At 59.0% G+C, this 15,478-nt stretch carries 11 protein-coding genes and 2 pseudogenes; 5 read left to right on the top strand and 8 right to left on the bottom strand.

All coding sequences use genetic code 11. The features are described 5' to 3' along the window. Positions 1-245 precede the first annotated feature (245 nt). The 3 genes from AC0L21_RS36645 to AC0L21_RS36635 all read right to left on the bottom strand — a co-directional run bounded on the left by AC0L21_RS36645 (position 246) and on the right by AC0L21_RS36635 (position 4,247). The gene (locus AC0L21_RS36645; protein WP_473256160.1) at positions 246-2,717 is read right to left on the bottom strand and encodes an AAA family ATPase; all 2,472 of its coding nucleotides are present in this window, start codon (positions 2,715-2,717) and stop codon (positions 246-248) included. Then, complete coding sequence (locus AC0L21_RS36640; RefSeq protein ID WP_473256159.1) at positions 2,714-2,956, bottom strand: hypothetical protein; 243 nt, start codon at positions 2,954-2,956, stop codon at positions 2,714-2,716. Before AC0L21_RS36640 ends, AC0L21_RS36645 begins: the two co-directional genes overlap by 4 nt. Positions 2,957-3,407: 451 nt before the next feature. After that, a complete protein-coding gene (locus tag AC0L21_RS36635; RefSeq protein WP_473256158.1) occupies positions 3,408-4,247 on the bottom strand; it encodes a hypothetical protein in 840 nt (279 codons plus the stop codon). 111 nt (positions 4,248-4,358) lie between these two features. Between AC0L21_RS36635 and AC0L21_RS36630 the strand changes: the two genes are divergently transcribed. Both AC0L21_RS36630 and AC0L21_RS36625 read left to right on the top strand, forming a co-directional pair. After that, complete coding sequence (locus AC0L21_RS36630; protein ID WP_438745999.1) at positions 4,359-5,261, top strand: hypothetical protein; 903 nt, start codon at positions 4,359-4,361, stop codon at positions 5,259-5,261. Between the two features lie 79 nt (positions 5,262-5,340). Then, on the top strand, positions 5,341-6,630 hold the full coding sequence (locus tag AC0L21_RS36625) for a M20 metallopeptidase family protein (protein WP_473256156.1): 1,290 nt from the start codon (positions 5,341-5,343) through the stop codon (positions 6,628-6,630). 312 nt (positions 6,631-6,942) lie between these two features. On the opposite strand, the gene AC0L21_RS36620 is transcribed toward AC0L21_RS36625, so the two are convergent. Together AC0L21_RS36620 and AC0L21_RS36615 are read right to left on the bottom strand one after the other, a co-directional pair. Further along, a complete protein-coding gene (locus AC0L21_RS36620) occupies positions 6,943-7,125 on the bottom strand; it encodes a hypothetical protein (protein ID WP_438745996.1) in 183 nt (60 codons plus the stop codon). Positions 7,126-7,259: 134 nt separating this feature from the next. Then, positions 7,260-7,781, bottom strand: a complete 522-nt coding sequence (locus AC0L21_RS36615) for a thermonuclease family protein (protein ID WP_473256155.1) — start codon at positions 7,779-7,781, stop codon at positions 7,260-7,262. Positions 7,782-8,279: 498 nt separating this feature from the next. Here AC0L21_RS36615 and AC0L21_RS36610 point away from each other — a divergent pair, with 498 nt between their 5' ends. Next, on the top strand, positions 8,280-8,546 hold the full coding sequence (locus AC0L21_RS36610) for a hypothetical protein (RefSeq protein WP_473256154.1): 267 nt from the start codon (positions 8,280-8,282) through the stop codon (positions 8,544-8,546). Positions 8,547-8,578: 32 nt separating this feature from the next. Here the strand turns inward: AC0L21_RS36610 and AC0L21_RS36605 are convergent. Further along, positions 8,579-8,793 (bottom strand): annotated as a pseudogene (locus AC0L21_RS36605) (DUF3606 domain-containing protein). An 81-nt stretch (positions 8,794-8,874) separates the two neighbouring features. On the opposite strand from AC0L21_RS36605, the gene AC0L21_RS36600 reads away from it, so the two are divergent. After that, entirely contained in the window at positions 8,875-9,324 is a 450-nt protein-coding gene (locus tag AC0L21_RS36600) for a hypothetical protein (RefSeq protein ID WP_473256153.1), read from the top strand. Between the two features lie 210 nt (positions 9,325-9,534). Then, the gene (locus AC0L21_RS36595) at positions 9,535-13,899 is read left to right on the top strand and encodes an NACHT domain-containing protein (RefSeq protein WP_473266736.1); all 4,365 of its coding nucleotides are present in this window, start codon (positions 9,535-9,537) and stop codon (positions 13,897-13,899) included. A gap of 5 nt (positions 13,900-13,904) precedes the next feature. Here the strand turns inward: AC0L21_RS36595 and AC0L21_RS36590 are convergent, their stop codons facing one another. Continuing rightward, complete coding sequence (locus AC0L21_RS36590) at positions 13,905-14,378, bottom strand: hypothetical protein (protein WP_473266734.1); 474 nt, start codon at positions 14,376-14,378, stop codon at positions 13,905-13,907. Positions 14,379-15,158: 780 nt separating this feature from the next. Next, positions 15,159-15,478, bottom strand: a pseudogene (locus AC0L21_RS36585) (hypothetical protein); the annotation flags it as partial.

Genomic DNA, 15,478 nt, shown 5'->3' with positions numbered 1-15,478 from the left:
TTGTGCCTCTTCCTGATCCAGCTATCGCATACGCTTGCCTGTCCGCTCCCGCTCAATTCGGCTTCTTAACGGACGACTGCCCAGGGCGCGATTAAATTCTTAGAGCCTGGGCAGAGCCTAAGCCCCGTCGAAGGCAGTTTGTGTTGGCTTCGAGGATACGCTATCTCTAACTCTCCTCGACGGCGATGCCATGAGAAGTCGCGCCAGGTTGATTTTACGGCCGGCTCAAGCCGCCCTGCCCAGCCTCACATCCTTTGACCAAGAGACCGGTAGTAACGGTATTGGCTCGAGCCTGCCGGATGCTCGAACTGAAAGCAACCCGCGAAATTCTCGATCGCTTGCATGACCCCTTTCAGGGCCGGGGCCGTGAACGCATGGGTCTGCCCCGTCGCCCAATGCGAGAGGTAATTGCTCACGATGGTTGCCACCGAGGTGCCGAGGCCGGCGAGTTGGGCAGGCTCCAGGACCAGGCGGCCAGCCGCTTCGTGGAGATCGACGGCTGCCCTGATGGCGTCTATCAGGTTTTTCGCCATGTGCTTGTCGTCGTTGAAGGCAATGCCGATAGGCACCGGAATGCCGACTTTGGAGATGATCTCCTCGAGCTTGAACTCGAGGTACTGCCTGATACGGGGAGCGGCATCATCGGTGTTGCCGGTATCCAGAAAGGCGTGAGTCGCATCGCGGATCTTATGGATTGCGCCCGACTGTGGCAGCACCGATGTTCGTGCCGTGCCCTGAATGCACTGATGCCACCAGCCGCCCTCGTTGGCATTTGTGTTGAACAGCTTCTCGAGGACAGTGTCGTGGCTGAGAAGGATGACCTGTGGGCCATCGGGGACGCAGGGCCGGGCGAATTGTTCCTTGAACACGTTCATCAGGTGGAACTGGTGTCCGGAATCAAAGCTCGATGTGACGTCATCGAGAATCAGAAACTTGGCGCCCCCACCATAGAGCGAAGCGGCCGCCAAATAGACGCTGATCGCGAAGGCGTTGCGATAGCTTTCGGAGAGAACGGCTTGGGCTGAGACGTCCGGCAGCGTCCAGAACTGAGCAAGCGAGATGGAAAGATCCTCGCTGCCGGCGCGCTTCCTCAGGGCCGGCACTACATCGGTGTACATGATCGCTGCGAAGATATTTCGGCTGACGGGTTCGATCGCAGCGAGCCGACGCGCACTTGCCGCGGATTCGGCGCTTGCGAAGCAGGAGCCGGCTGTGTCAAGGAAGCTCTTGACCCGGGCAATTCGCGCAAGCTCTGCAGTGATGGCGGACTGCTCTCTCCGCGCGGCGCGCAGGTCCGACAAATTGCTCTGAAGACGGCGTGCGGCTTCAGCCCTTTCCACCACAGCCGTGAGCTTGTCGGGAAGGCCCTTCTCCAGGGTAAGTTTCCTGTCGGAAAACTCTTTGACATTGGCGAGCGCGCGCTTCGTGAGCATCTTCAGCCATTCGGCGAGCGCGCGTGCGCGCGCCCCGTCCAGCGCCCCCTTCAGTCCGACGTCCTTTGCATCGGAGAGCTGGGCCGGCTCATCTTCCTGGCGGCCCAACCGTTCCAGCTCGTCAAGCTGATTCCAGCCTTGTTCGGTCCACTCTCGAGCCAGATTGGCAGAAGCAGTCTCCACGGCCTCAAACGCCGCGATTTTGTCGCGAACGTGATCGAGAATCGAACCGCGAGCGGATTGATCACATGTCGGGCAGAGGCACTTGTCATCCCAACTGTCATCCTCAAGGATGGTTTCGCTGAGACCGTAGAGCTGACGAAACAGATCTCCTTGCGTAAGTCTTAAGGCGACGTCGCGAGAATCGGCCAGGTCCACGAGGCGCTTGGCATGCTGTTCGCTTGGCGCGGCTTTCACGGCCTCTGACCACCTCGCCTCGTCGCGCAGGATTTTCGCGAGTTCTGTCCTTGCCTCACCTCCCTCGGCGGCTTTCGCTGCATCGACGCAACTTGAAGGATCGATCTCCTCGAACCTCCGGCCGTCGCAGAGGGGCTTGAGCAGTTCGATGCCACTGAGGGCGGAATGCGCCTTCGCGAGCATCGTTGCCTCGGCTTCGGCCGGATCGTATTCGTCGCCGACGAGCGCCGTGAAGGCCTCCTTGATATTGCCTCGGGCCCGCTGGACGGATACGGCCGCACTATTTTGCTTGGCTTCCTTGCCGGCGACACCGAAGCGATTGTTGAATGCCCTCGTGTTTGTCAGCGAGGCCAACCCTTGCCGCAGCGACGAGTAACGCTTCAGGCCCAGCAGCCCCGCGAACGACCGCCCGCGCTTCTGCGGCGCAAGATCGATAAAGTCCTGAAATGTCTTTCCATCGAGAAGGACGAACTCGCGATTGAGGTCCGCCAGGATCGCATTTCCGTCTGCACCTGCGCTAGCCACAACGGTTCGCCCGCCGGCGGCATCGCGCCGGACGGTCACATCGACCTCGGCGCCGCCGCCGGCAGGCATAAGGGTCAGGGTGATCGTTCCCACACCACCCGCATGGAAGCGGTTCAGATAATAAGACGAGCCCCTTTCGGCCGCGGGCAGATCATCGAGCTTGGGAATTCGGCCGGTGATCGCGTAGACCACCGCATCAAAGATCGATGTCTTTCCTACCCCGTTGGGCGCGGAGATGGAGTTGACGCAATCCGTCTTGAGTTTGAGGACGAGAGGGGCACCCTCGTTGTTGATGCCGCGAAAGCCTTCGATGGAGACCTTCTGGAGATACCAGCCGCTCATTGTGCAGGGCCTCCCTCAGAGGCGGTCTGCTGGGATTCGATAGGCGAGGTCGCTGCATACAACGCGTCCAGGAGCGCATCGTGATCGAGAGCGATGTCCAGGCTGAGGCTTGACAGTGCCCCCGACAGGACGTCTGCCAGGGGATCATCGATCCGCTTGAGCGCGGCCGAGAGCGCCGAGATGTTTTCATCAACGGTTCTGCTGTCATCGATTTCGAACGCAATTTGAGTATTCGTCACTATGCTCCCCCAAACACATAATCGTCCGTCGTCGTCACTCAATGCGGCAACGCAAATGATCGTCTTGCTACTGCTTTCGTGCACGCACGTGGTACGGATTCGGCCTCACATTCAACACGGCTAACGCGTTATCCACCTCGCAGACAGCGCGCCCCTTGGTACGTTTCGTACAGAACTGATTCTGAGCGACCTCCTCAGCCGTGCGAGTAGGTTTCTTAGCGTCGCCGCGTCGCAATTCTGTCAAATGCGACAGTCGGCCGAGAGCACCGCGCCGCAACCTTTGAACCGGAAGCGGCGAGCCCTTGCTCACGGGACGACGCCCCATTGTGTTCTCCCTTCCGGCCGATGAGCCCGCGGGCCGATGACGTCATGCTCGTCGGGCTAATGGCCCGCCGCTTCCTGCGCCGAGCCCGCAAGATCGCATAGCAAGTACCTCTCCGGGAGAGCCGAGTTACTTTCCAGCCCTGACAATCTCGACTTCGAGCTTGCACGCGCCGGACTTGAGCTCCAGGAAGATAGGCCTGCAGAATCCGCTCGGCGCTTCGAGCGTCATCTGTTCGCCGGTGGATCTGGTTCCCTGGAAAACATATCGTCCCTGTGCCGATTCCAGGGGGCGCTTTGCTGAATTCGCCATCAAGTACCCGTAATTCTTGTCGTAGCAACCGCGGACGCTGGCATTCAGGTCAGGCAATTTTCCAGCACAGGTGAATTGCCAGGCGATCTCATCGCCAGACCGCGGCTGATAGCTCGAGCCGTCGTCCGCCTGTAGCGTGGTTTGGATGGACGTGTCCTCTCCGAACATGACCGAGAAGCGCCCCCCGTTGGGGTCTTGACGCACGACCAGTCTTGCCGATCGCCCCGAGACGATCCGCCTCAGCGAGACGACCAGATGCTCGATAGCCTCGTCGCGGGCAGGCGCCATCACAAGTACAAGCGCGGCCTGCTGGTCGAGCTCAGCCCGCAGGATCCCGGCGAATCTTTGCCGCTCCGCAAGGGAGCTCGGATACCCGGCACGTCCCAGATAATCCGTCCAGACGTCTCCGAGAGTCTTGCCACCGGGAATGTCCGCGCGGTCAAATGCGTTTGGCCCGAAATCCGAGATAACTTTTTCTCGGGCCGCGGACATCGCCGCTGATAGCCGCTGCGCAAGCTCGACCTTGGACGGTTGGGACTGGACCGCAGGATCAGCTGACTGTGCAAAGACGGGGAGCTCAATCGAAAGGAAGATCGCGCCTGCCAAGCCAAGACAGCAGAGAGCGCTCTTTAGCAGAGAGACGCAAAGAATTTTCAAGCAAGCCTCCTAAACATCTTAACTCGGACCACAACCTATGATTTGATGTATTGAAATCGCATCCAATTTGCACTTTGCAAAAGCATACCGCAACCATTACTTGCAAACTCTATGATCGAAGAAATTGGCGCCTTTCTAAATGCCATACCCGCGGCGGCGGCGAACCCTCTCGCCCTTATCGCGTATCTGGCAACGGTCCTCGCCTGGACGCTGATTGCGTGGCGGGTGAAACGCTTCCAGATCCTGATGGACAAGATCGAGAAGCTGAAAGAAGGAGATCGCCTGGAGGCGATACGTATCGAAACTGGCCGCGTCGTGCCGAAGGGAATGACCGCGGAGCAGTATCTCCGCTCGCGTATTCATTTCTTCATATTCGCGGGCTTCCTTGCCCTCTGCGCCACAGCGGTTTTCGTTGCCTCCATGGCTCTCATTCGTGTGTACGAGCAGAAGGTTCGTGCGGACGGGTACATCAACGAAATACTCGGTCAGCCGTCCTCGTCCACACTCGAGGCCCCCTCACCTTACAAGAGTGCGATCAACACACTTGGCAATGGCCGAAGCACGATAGTGGAGGGGCAGGCCGAGATAAGACCCCCGCTCTCGAAGGCAGATCTCGATCGAATCGTTGCCGAGTGGCAGCTCCAGCATCTGTCGCCGGATCAAATCAACGACCGGTTCGCAGAAGTGGCGGGAACGGCGCGGCTGAAACGGGCCAATCAGAAGCTGGGCGAGGTCACAGGCAGGATAGAGGCGATCTATGAGAAGCTCGCCAATTGCTTCCGAGCAGCGGAATGCAGGCCCGGCGATCAATTCCCCAGAATGTGCAATGCAGTCAAAGGCATCCTCGCTACCATCGACCAGATCAATGCGGCCGCTCTTGCGATTTCGGGCGTGAATTTCAACGCCTCCGGGACGATCGCGACACTCGGTGGCGGATCAATGGACATCGATTTTACCAAGCTGGCCGCGCCAAACGTAACCTATCTGGGGACCGTGGTCTGTGATCGACGTTAGCTCGATTGATCGCGCTCTCGATTGGAACAAGGCTCGACAAGGCCTGTAATTTCGTCCTCTTACGAGGGTTGAGGCATCGATGCAAAAAATGGCCGTCATTGGTCTCAGCCTGCTGGCGCTCTTTGGCCGCGCACCGGCGGTCGCCGCAGATTTGTCGACCGCAATTGCGTCGATGACAGAGCCTGTACGAAGCGCCTACACGTTCCTGCATGAGAATCCCGAGCTGGGGAAGAAGGAGTTCAAGGCCCAGGTGTATCTTCTGGATGCGCTGAAGGGATTTGGCTTCACGGAGTTTATCGTCTCGACCGAAGCGCCGACGGCCGTGATCGCAATTCTTGATAGCGGCAGGCCGGGACCAGTTATTGCACTGCGAGCTGAGATGGACGCCCGCCCCCTCGAGCTCAACGCGGTCGAGCCAATGTCTCACACCCCGCGCTCACGGATCGACGGCTTGATGCATAATTGTGGTCACGACATCCACGCATCGATCTTGCTCGGCACCGCTGCCATTCTGATCGCCAACAAGAACCGTATTTCAGGAAAGATCGTCTTCTTGTTTCAACCGGCCGAGGAAACCCCGGGCGGCGCCGATGACATTGTCCACGAGAAGATTCTCGAACGCCTCGGGGTCAAGGCAATCTTCGCCGAACATGTCGCTCCCGGCATGCCGATAGGGACCATCGCCATCGCACCGGGTTTTGCCCTAGCCGGAAGCAACTACTTTCATCTCAAAATCAAGGGGACGGGCTCGCACGCGGCTGCGCCCAATGAAGGCAGCGATACGCCGCTCGTCGCCGCGCGCATGGCGATCGAGCTGTCTGAGTATCCGGCCCGTCACCTTAATATCGCTAACAAGCCTGTCATCATTTCGGTCACACGACTCCTCGCTGATGGCAATGCAGGCAATGTTATCCCCGCGGAGGCCGATGTCAGCGGCACCATCCGCAGCTTCGAGAATATCGCACAGGGCGAGAACGGCGAGCCCTCACTCAAGGACAAGCTCGATCAGCTTGTCTCGCGAATGGCAGCGGAGGCGACTGTAAATTACGACTGGACGATCCGAGCGGGTGCGCCGGCGACGCGAAACGACCCTGCGCTGTTCGAGCAGATCATCCCGCCTCTCGGACGGGCATGGCCCGGGGCGCTGGAGACCCATCCTGGGCGCGGCATGTTCTCGGAAGATTTCTCATATTATACGGACGTCATGTCCGCGCTGTACTTTTCCATCGGCGTCACCAAGGACGGACATGGACTGGCCGGAGTCCATACAAAGGAGTTTGATGCGCATCCCGATGTCTTCGCTCAAGGCCTTCGTCTCATGACGACGTTGGCCGTCATTGGGACCACTGGGAAGATGGATTGGCAATAGCCAAATGACCCGCGCCATCGTCGCTCTCATTGCCCCTTCCCGGGCACCCTCTTAACCGCACAGAGTGGTGGTCGGGACGACCATAGTCGCGGATGTCGCCTTATCGCTCATCGGAACAGGCTGCATCGGCCGGCATACTCATGACGGTGGCCCCTTTTCCGAGTGCCCCCGGCGAGGAGCTCCGCATCCCTTTGCGCGAGGGATTAAAGCCGGATGGCCGAGAGCAACGCGGCTCGGTTCACGAAAGCCCGATGCGGCGAAAGCCGCACGCGCGCAGGCCGAGCAACTCTGCCAAAACTTGAATCAGCGGATCTAGATTTCCTCGCGCGCATTCGTCTGCGCGTCACAGATCCTGATCTGAAGCATGGGAAAACGCTTCTTGAGTTCTTCGCCACCTGCCCTGGCTCCGTCTCTGGTGGCAAATTCGGCTTTGAGCCGGCCGTCGACTTCGAGTGCGTAACCGGAGGCCGGCAAATCACGGGTGGCTGCAACCATTTCATTTCCATTGTGCAGTGAGGCCATTGGGAATGATGGGTAGCGTGAGTCGCCCAAACCGCGCCAGAGCCACCGGCCCCAAGTGCGGTGATAGACCAACGCACGTTGTGGATTGGCTCCTTGCCGGGATCGCCTCAAGGATGGGCGCTTGCATCGTCCGAACAGGCGGACGGCTTTCCACGTGCGCGGATGCATGCACGATAGAGCCACGGCTCCACGTAGCTGCCCTTCCAGAGTCCCTGGCCGATGCGCTCAGCCTCGCGCTGAGCTTCGTGATACCTGCCCTTCGAGTATTGGGGCCAATCCAACGCAAGACCGTTGCGTACAAGCCATTCCCCGAGATCCCTGCCTGCGACCGAGCAGGTCGCAACCGTGCGGCCATACGGGTCGAGGCTGACTGGGACACAATTGATAGGACGGCGGGCAATGAAGGCGTCAAGGTCGTTTGCGGCCTGCGCACCGCAACGATATTGCAAGCTGTCTTCGCCGTGGCACAGCTGGCTGCTCTCCGGTGCATCGATACCCCAAAGCCGGATACGCACGCCATGCAATTCCAGCGTGTCGCCGTCGATAATGCTGGCCTGTCCGACAAAATCATCGGCCAGCGCCACGCTCGACAGAATGGTGAGAATCAATGCGACAGAGGTTCGACGCATTCCAATGACCTTGTAGCTATCGCAAATGTCGCGGACTGGATTTCGGCTAAATTTCGAGCGGCTCAGTGCCGGGGGTTCCCGGGCCGCTCGGGATAGTGAAATTCTCAGCCGCGCAGCCAGCGTCCCTCGAAGCGAGCCCAGAGCACAATCGCATCCATCTGCCAAATGAATTCATCGACCTTCCAGACGCCGTCACTCATCATAACCTTGCCGGTCGCTTCAAATGGCAGACTGTTCCGCGGCCAAAGCGCGTAAGTTTCGTTCCCGGCGCCCCTTGGGACCAGGCAAAAGCGCTACAGCGCCCGTACCAGACGAGGCGCTGTAAGTCGTCATGCGCCATGAGGACAAGGAAAGACAGGATTGCCGCCTGGTTTTGCACTGGACGGCGGAACACGGGGACAAGCACCCGCCCGGACGGCTTGGAATCCCTGCTCTGTGTTAGCAGCCGGAACGAGTCGAGGGCTGCAAGGACTCGTGCCTCGCGGAGGAGCGGTCTTGATGCTGATGTCCAAGGAGAGACGGACGGCGATCCGCACAATACAGGGGTGGGCGATAGCCGTTCTGCAGGAGGCAGGAGCGATCCGCCAGTGTGAGTACCACGGCTGGATGCAGGACCGCGCAGATCCCCACGCCAGTGAGCGGGCATTCGAAATCGTCTGCCTGGATCCGCCAGCGGGTCTTTCGGCCCACGTGGCGGCCGGCGCAGTGACCGAGGTCCTGGACTCGATCGGCGATACCTGCCCCGAATATCCGACCCAGGTCTAGGCACGCTGAACGAGCGGCGCCGGCAAAGGTGACTAGCTCGCGAGACGCTTCTCGACTCGCTTCCGGCTGTTTCCGACCTTTTGATTGCCTTCTTGACCGCTGACGCCGACCCGTCCTGTCTTCTTGGACTCGTACCCACCTCATACTTTTGGCCGCCGGCCACACGGGCCCGGTCCTGCTTGCGCCCGCGCGCTGAAGTTTGCGGGAACGGCCGAGCCGATCGGAATGCGCAGTTCGCACGGCGCAGGCCTGCAATGAACCTATAGATCGCGACAGAAGTGGTCGTGGTTGAGCTCTTGAACCTCAGCGACTCGTGATATGGGTAATCATGCAGTTTCAACGCTACATGGCCACGGACGTGTTCGCGCGCGAGCTCGATTCCCTTCACGCTTTTCGTGGCCGGAAAGTCGGGTCAGGCTTGCTTGAATACCTTGAACAGCAGGGACTGCTCTCTCCGCGGATACGCATCCGCTATCCCGGCCCGATAGCGCGCCGATTTTGGCTGCTGGCGCACGAACATTGGGGCCCGCGCCAGTTGCGCCATCCAACCGAGCCGGACGGGCCTCGCTGGGAGGCCGCCGTCGAGCTGAACGAGGTGCTTTATCGTTGGCGAAGTAGCTTGGCTTATGGCCCGTCCGATAATCCGCTCGACGATCCAGCACCGCGCTTTTCCGAATTCATCCAACACCCGTCAGCTACGACGTTTGAAGCCTGGCTGGATATCCTTGGCTCCGCCCGGGAATTGAGGGTGCAAACCGGCTGCCTCGTTTCGAGGTAACCGGCCTCAACGCTTCGGCGGGGATCTCCTCGTTCGTCGAAGCCTTACCCGTCGGAAATTCACTTCCGGAAATGAGAGATGGGTTTGCGACCCGGTCGGACCTCGATCATCCCTGGTTGATTCAATTGCTCCCATTCCTCGCGGTTGCACGCTGCTATTGTAGCACCCTCGAATCAAACGACTCCTTCGGACCAGGCCAGTTGCTCAGCCATGTCACCAACAACCACTGCCTCCTCCACCCCATCATCCATCAAGCGCTCGTTTCGAGACCTGTCGGATATCGAGGTCGCGGATATCGAAAGAGCATCAAGTCTCTCGCGCATGGGCTGGAGCGGTGGTTTTGGTTGGGACGAGCTGTTGCGCTCGCAACGCGTGGTCATGGTTTCCGAAGCTGGCGCGGGAAAGACTTACGAGTGCCAAACACAGCAGGCCAGGCTCTGGAAGGCTGGCGAACCAGCATTCTTTCTGGAACTCGCGACGCTGGCCGGCAGTTCAGTCCGCGATATGCTGACCTATGACGAGGAGCAGCGCTTCGAGGCGTGGCTACGCTCCCAATCCGAGATTGCGACCTTCTTCCTGGATTCATACGACGAACTTAAGCTGACGCTTGGGAGCTTTGAGCAAGCGCTGAAACGTCTCAACAAGGCGCTGGCGGGGCAGCTCGGACGCGCGAGAATAATCGTCACAACGCGGCCGGTTCCGATCGACCGCGAGCTTTTTGCCGAACATTTGCCGATACCAACTGCGAGAAAGGCGACGTCTACAGCCGAAGCGTTCGCCGACATCGTGATGGACCGGCACCAACAAAAGATCAAGGATGAAACCAGGCCAAAGCCATGGCGCAATGTCAGTCTGATGCCGCTATCGACGGAGCAGATGCGCGAGTTTGCCGTTCTCCAGGGCGTGACCGATCCCGAGAAATTGTTGGCCGACATCCGGGAGCGCGATGCGGAACAATTCGCGGAACGTCCCCAAGACTTGATCGAGTTGTGCTCGGATTGGCGCGAACATCATCGCATTCGTTCCCATCGAGAACAGGTTGAGAGCAACATCGCCACCAAGCTGAAGCCGAGGACGGCCCCGAAGGAGAGAGTGGAGTTCTCGCAAGAAACGGCAATTGAAGGCTCCAGCCGCCTGGCTCTCGCTGCGTTGCTGACCCGGAAGCTGACCCTGCGCCACTCGGCAGATGCGGACAGCGTCCACGCAAGCGAAGCAGCGCTGGACGTTTCCAAGATCTTGCTGGACTGGAGCGACGCGGCACAATCGGTCCTCTTGGAGCGAGCGTTGTTTGGCTTCGCCAGCTATGGCCGCGTTCGCTTTCACCACCGGTCCGTGCTCGAGTTTCTTGCCGCGAAGCGGCTCGACGCCCTGCTCGCCCGCAGTGTTTCGATCAAATCCATCAAGCGGCTCTTGTTCGTAGAGACGGCGCAAGGGGTACGGACGGTCCGCCCCTCGATGCATCCGGTGGCGGCGTGGCTTTCTCTTTGGCACCACACCATCTTTGATGATATCGTGGAACTTGATCCGGCTGTCGTTTTGGATCACGGCGACCCGCAGTCGCTGAGTGTGGCCCAGCGGATCAGAGCGCTCGAAGCTTATGTCGAGCGCTACGGCCGCGGCGGCTGGCGCGGCCTCAGCACCCCGGAAATCCAAGTTCATCGGTTCGCCTCGCCGGAACTTGCGCCCAGTGTTAGGAGGCTATGGAAATCCGGGATCGGAAATCCGGAAGTGCGAAGCCTTTTGCTCCGGATCGTTATTGCCGGAAAGCTAAAGGCGTGTGCGGACATCGTTTATGCGATTGCGATGGATGCTGCCGGCGATGATTATGAACGCAGCCTCGCAACTGAAGCCTTGGTGCACCTGAGCGACGAGCATCTCGAAGCACTGGCAGAGTCGCTCGAAAACGAGCCTGCTCGATGGCCTGACGCGATGGCCCGCCGTGCGCTGATCACCTTGTTCCCTACCCATCTTTCGGTAAGCCGATTGTCACGAATATTGAAGCGGGTAAAGCAGAATGTCCGTAGCATCGGCGAACTAAATCACCGTCTGCCACACGAGATTGAGATCGCGGGCCTCTCACCAGAGGATCTTGATGAATTGCGCCAAGCGCTGACGGATCTGATCCTTGATGGGATCGCGTGGGCCCCTGATAAATACCCGCATGTACGAACCAAACGCTACGAGCTGTTGCCGGCACTTATAGCAACATGCCGCCGGCAGGAGGCTGAAGGCGTCCGGACGGAAGCGTGGATTTCGTCGAGCCTACTTGCAATTCGGCTCTCAAAGAACGAGCATGGCACCGAGAGAGAGGCTCTAGCCAGATTGCGGCACGCGCTCGGAGAACTTTCTCCGGAAGCGCGAGAGACGGCCTTTTGGAAGGAAGATGCTTTCGTCGCGACGATTCATAAGGTCAAGGACGCCTGGCAACGCATCTTCGACGTGTCCCACCATGGTGGCATCCCGCTCGGCGAAAAGGATGCTGCATGGGTTCGAAAACGCCTCGCCGAGCGTCAGGAGCCGCTCGACCATCGCGAGATGATGCTATGGGCCGAGATGGTCTTGCTCACAAGCAACGCGACCGATCCTCAGACGCTGCTTGAAAGCCTCAAGCCGCTTGTTTCGGACTCGTCCGCCCTCACCACGATCATCGATAATCGCCTGAAGCCGCAGGATGGCTCAGCCGAATACCGCCGGATGGAGGCGGAGCGAGCAAAACAGGCAAAGCAGGCCGAACGTCGGACAGCCAAGGCACATGCAAGCTGGATGATGTTTTGGCGTGAGATCGTGCAAAATCCGGACGCGGTCTTTGCTGCGGATCGCGCCGCCGGTACAGCCTGGGATCTATGGCGGGCGGTCGAGCGCTCAGGTGAAAAAAGCCGGGCTTCAGGATGGAATCGACGCTTCATCCAGGAACAGTTCGGCGCGGCCGTCGCTAACCGACTTCGCGAAACAATGATGGCCGCGTGGCGCAGGGATAGACCGACGCTGCGCAGTGAACGCGCGGAAGAACAAAAGGACTCGTTCTTGGTTCGCTGGCAGTTTGGCCTCGCCGGGATTGCCGCAGAGGCGGAGGATCCAAATTGGGCCAAGCGGCTAACGGAGAGCGAAGCTGAGCTCGCCTGCCGCTACGCGCCGATAGAGCTCAACAGCTTTCCGTCGTGGCTCGAAGCACTTGCGGTCGAGTATCCGCAAACCGTGGATCGCGTCCTTGGTCAGGAACTCAGCGTCTCCCTGCAAGAGGTCACGAGAACGAACGGCTATTCGATGTTCCTGCAGAATATCAACCACGCACCGGCCATCGTAGCCGCCCTCTTTGTTCCGCGTATCCGCACTTGGTTGGCCGAGGTGGCGCAGAGTCAGACTCGCGCCAATGATCCGCAGTATGAGCAAAACCTGCGTCAGGCGATCGAAATCCTAATCAAATCGGGTAGCGATGACGATCGCAGCTTTATAAAGCTGGCCGCACAGCAACGTCTCGCTGTGGGACTCACCCTTCCTTTCGCAAAGGTGTGGTTGCCAGCGCTTCTAAACCTAAATCCGGGCGCAGGCATCGATCTCCTGGAGAAGGGTCTCGCGAATATGCCGGCCGCCAAGCTGGGCTCGGGCGTTCAGTTATTTGCGGACCTTTTCGGCCACGAATACGGCGGTCTTGGTTTCGATCTCCACGGGCCTGGATTTACACCACCGCTTTTGCTTCGCCTTCTCCGGCTCGCCTATGCCCAAGTTCGGATAGGCGACGATACGCAGCACGAAGGGTCGCATTCTCTTGACACGCGGGACCACGCTGAGCGGGGGCGGAGCGCAATCTTAAGCGCGCTGTTCGCTTCAACCGGCCCTGAAGGCTGGGCGGCAAAGATCGAAATGGCCGGCGATCCGTTGTTCGTGCATATCAAGGACCGCACCATGGCGCTCGCGCAGCAAAAAGCGGCGGAGGAAGCGGACAGCGTTGCGCTTACGGAGACGGAATTCTCAATTCTTGACAAGACCGGAGAGGCGCCACCAAAGAACCGCGAAGCGATGTTTGCGCTCATGCAGGACCGTCTCGATGACATTGACGACCTGTTGCTTCAGGACGTGTCGCCTCGCGAGCTATGGGCCAGCATCAGAGACGAGCACGTGATGCGGCGAGCATTAGCTGGCGTCCTTCGGGACGCCGCCAGGCAAAACTACACCATCGATCAGGAGGCGGTGACGGCAGACGAGAAGGAGACCGACATTCGGTTTCGATCGACTGTGTCCGGACAGCAAGGAACGATTGAACTCAAACTCGGAGATGAGCGCTCCGGAACCGACCTGTTCAACACGATCCACGATCAACTCTTGACCAAATACATGGCCGCCGACGAGTGCCGTACAGGATGTCTTCTTGTGACCATCGCAAAGGTTCGCGAATGGGAGCATCCCCAGACCGGCAAGCTCATCGGGTTCGAGGAATTAATGTCCTTACTGAACGATGAAGCGCAACGAATATCGAGGGAACTCGGAGGGACAGCCAAGCTCATGGCAAGGGGATTGGACTTGAGACCTCGACTGTCTTCGGAAAAGAGCTCTCGGGCAAAGTGCCGCCTGGACTAGGTTACTTAATGGCCTGTCGTATCAGCCTCACCCGCTTGCCTTGGCACGACTGATGACACCTCCATAAAACTGACCAGCTTTGTATCGATGCCGTGAACGGCGAACTTCGGCTGGAACGGGCCCCGCTTGGTGAAATTGTGACGTGCCTGACGGCCGATCGCATGCATGATGAAGTCGGCGACTTCGAGGCCGGGTCCGCCCTCCCGCCTTCGCATGAAATAGCACTCGACCGGCAGCGGCTTCCCATTTTGCACGAGAGAGAAGTTCTGGAACGCTGCTCGCGTGCGACGGTCTCCGAGCGTGCCTTCAACAGGTAGATCTGTCGTTAATGGGTTGCAAAACAGACGGCGCTCAGCCATTGTGCGATACTGGGCAAGCCCGCTGGGCACTGTGATTCTGATTGCCGCAGCATCACAGCCTAGCGCTGTGAGGATATTCTCTTGGACAATCTTGCTATTCTCAACGCAGAGCTTGCTCATTGCCGTGCAGAACTCGAAGCAATCGGACGAGACGTAACTAGGCTGCTCGCTTGCGCTGCAACGCGAGGCGCCGCGGAAATCTTGCCCGATGACGCGGGCGATCGCTGAAGGCAGCCAACGGCGTATTCATTGAAAACGGCTGCAGTCTGGTTGCGATCGGCCCCGCACTTCAATGCCCTGGGCCAGCGGCAACAAAGCAGCGTTTTAGATTACGCCAACTTGCATTTCCGAATTCCGATAGCTTCTTGAAGCAACTATGATGTTGCGCATTTTACGACACCAGCGGCATTCGTTGGCTAATTGGCAGGAAGAACAACCATCCTCACCTCAACCGCCCCCGGCAGGTGAGCTGGTGGTGTCGTCATTACATCAAAGAATGTAAAGTGGTCGAGGGCGGCTTGAGATTGACGGGTCCACCAGTTGCCCAGCCGCCCTCCCTTACGCTTATCGAATGGGAATTTTCGCAATCTCGATCGTTGGACGAAGCGTCTCCTGCTGCTCTGCCGAAAAACGACAGGAAAGTTAGTGGGAATGTAATCACCGCATGGTAACCTGCACATCCAATATCGGTCCACTAGCCGCGCGTTTTTCGATCAAGGCGTCCTGCTTTCCCTAGTTCCGGACGTCTTCATTTCAGCTTGGGGCTTAAATGAATGTCGCAGCGAGTTTGCCGACTTGTTCCGCGACATTGAACGTCGCCAGCGATGCATACGCGATCAGGAATTTCTTCTGGAGGTGTTGGAACGCGACGGTCACGACGTGACCGAACAGAGGAGGCCGCTAGAGACAGATCGAGCGCACCTCGCTTCTCTCATTGCCGAACAGCTGAGGCTTTGCACGAAGTAAGTCGGTCGTGGAGCTGAACAGAACAGACCACACCCGGATGACGAGCACTGGTCCAAAGGAGTGTTCGACAAGGGCCATGCCGTCTTTTCCAGTTTGCACCGTGCGGATTCCGATCGATGTCGCCCAGGATTCCGAGATGATCTCGCCCACCATTCCGATTTGAAGTCGCCCACCCGTACTCTTTCGGCTTTGCGAAGGGGACCCTGGATGCCGACGGAGAGGCTTGCGATGCGCCGTGTGCGCGATGTGATCAG

The organism is Bradyrhizobium sp. WSM4873 (assembly GCF_055811355.1).
This window is presented reverse-complemented; position numbering and strand designations above follow the sequence as displayed.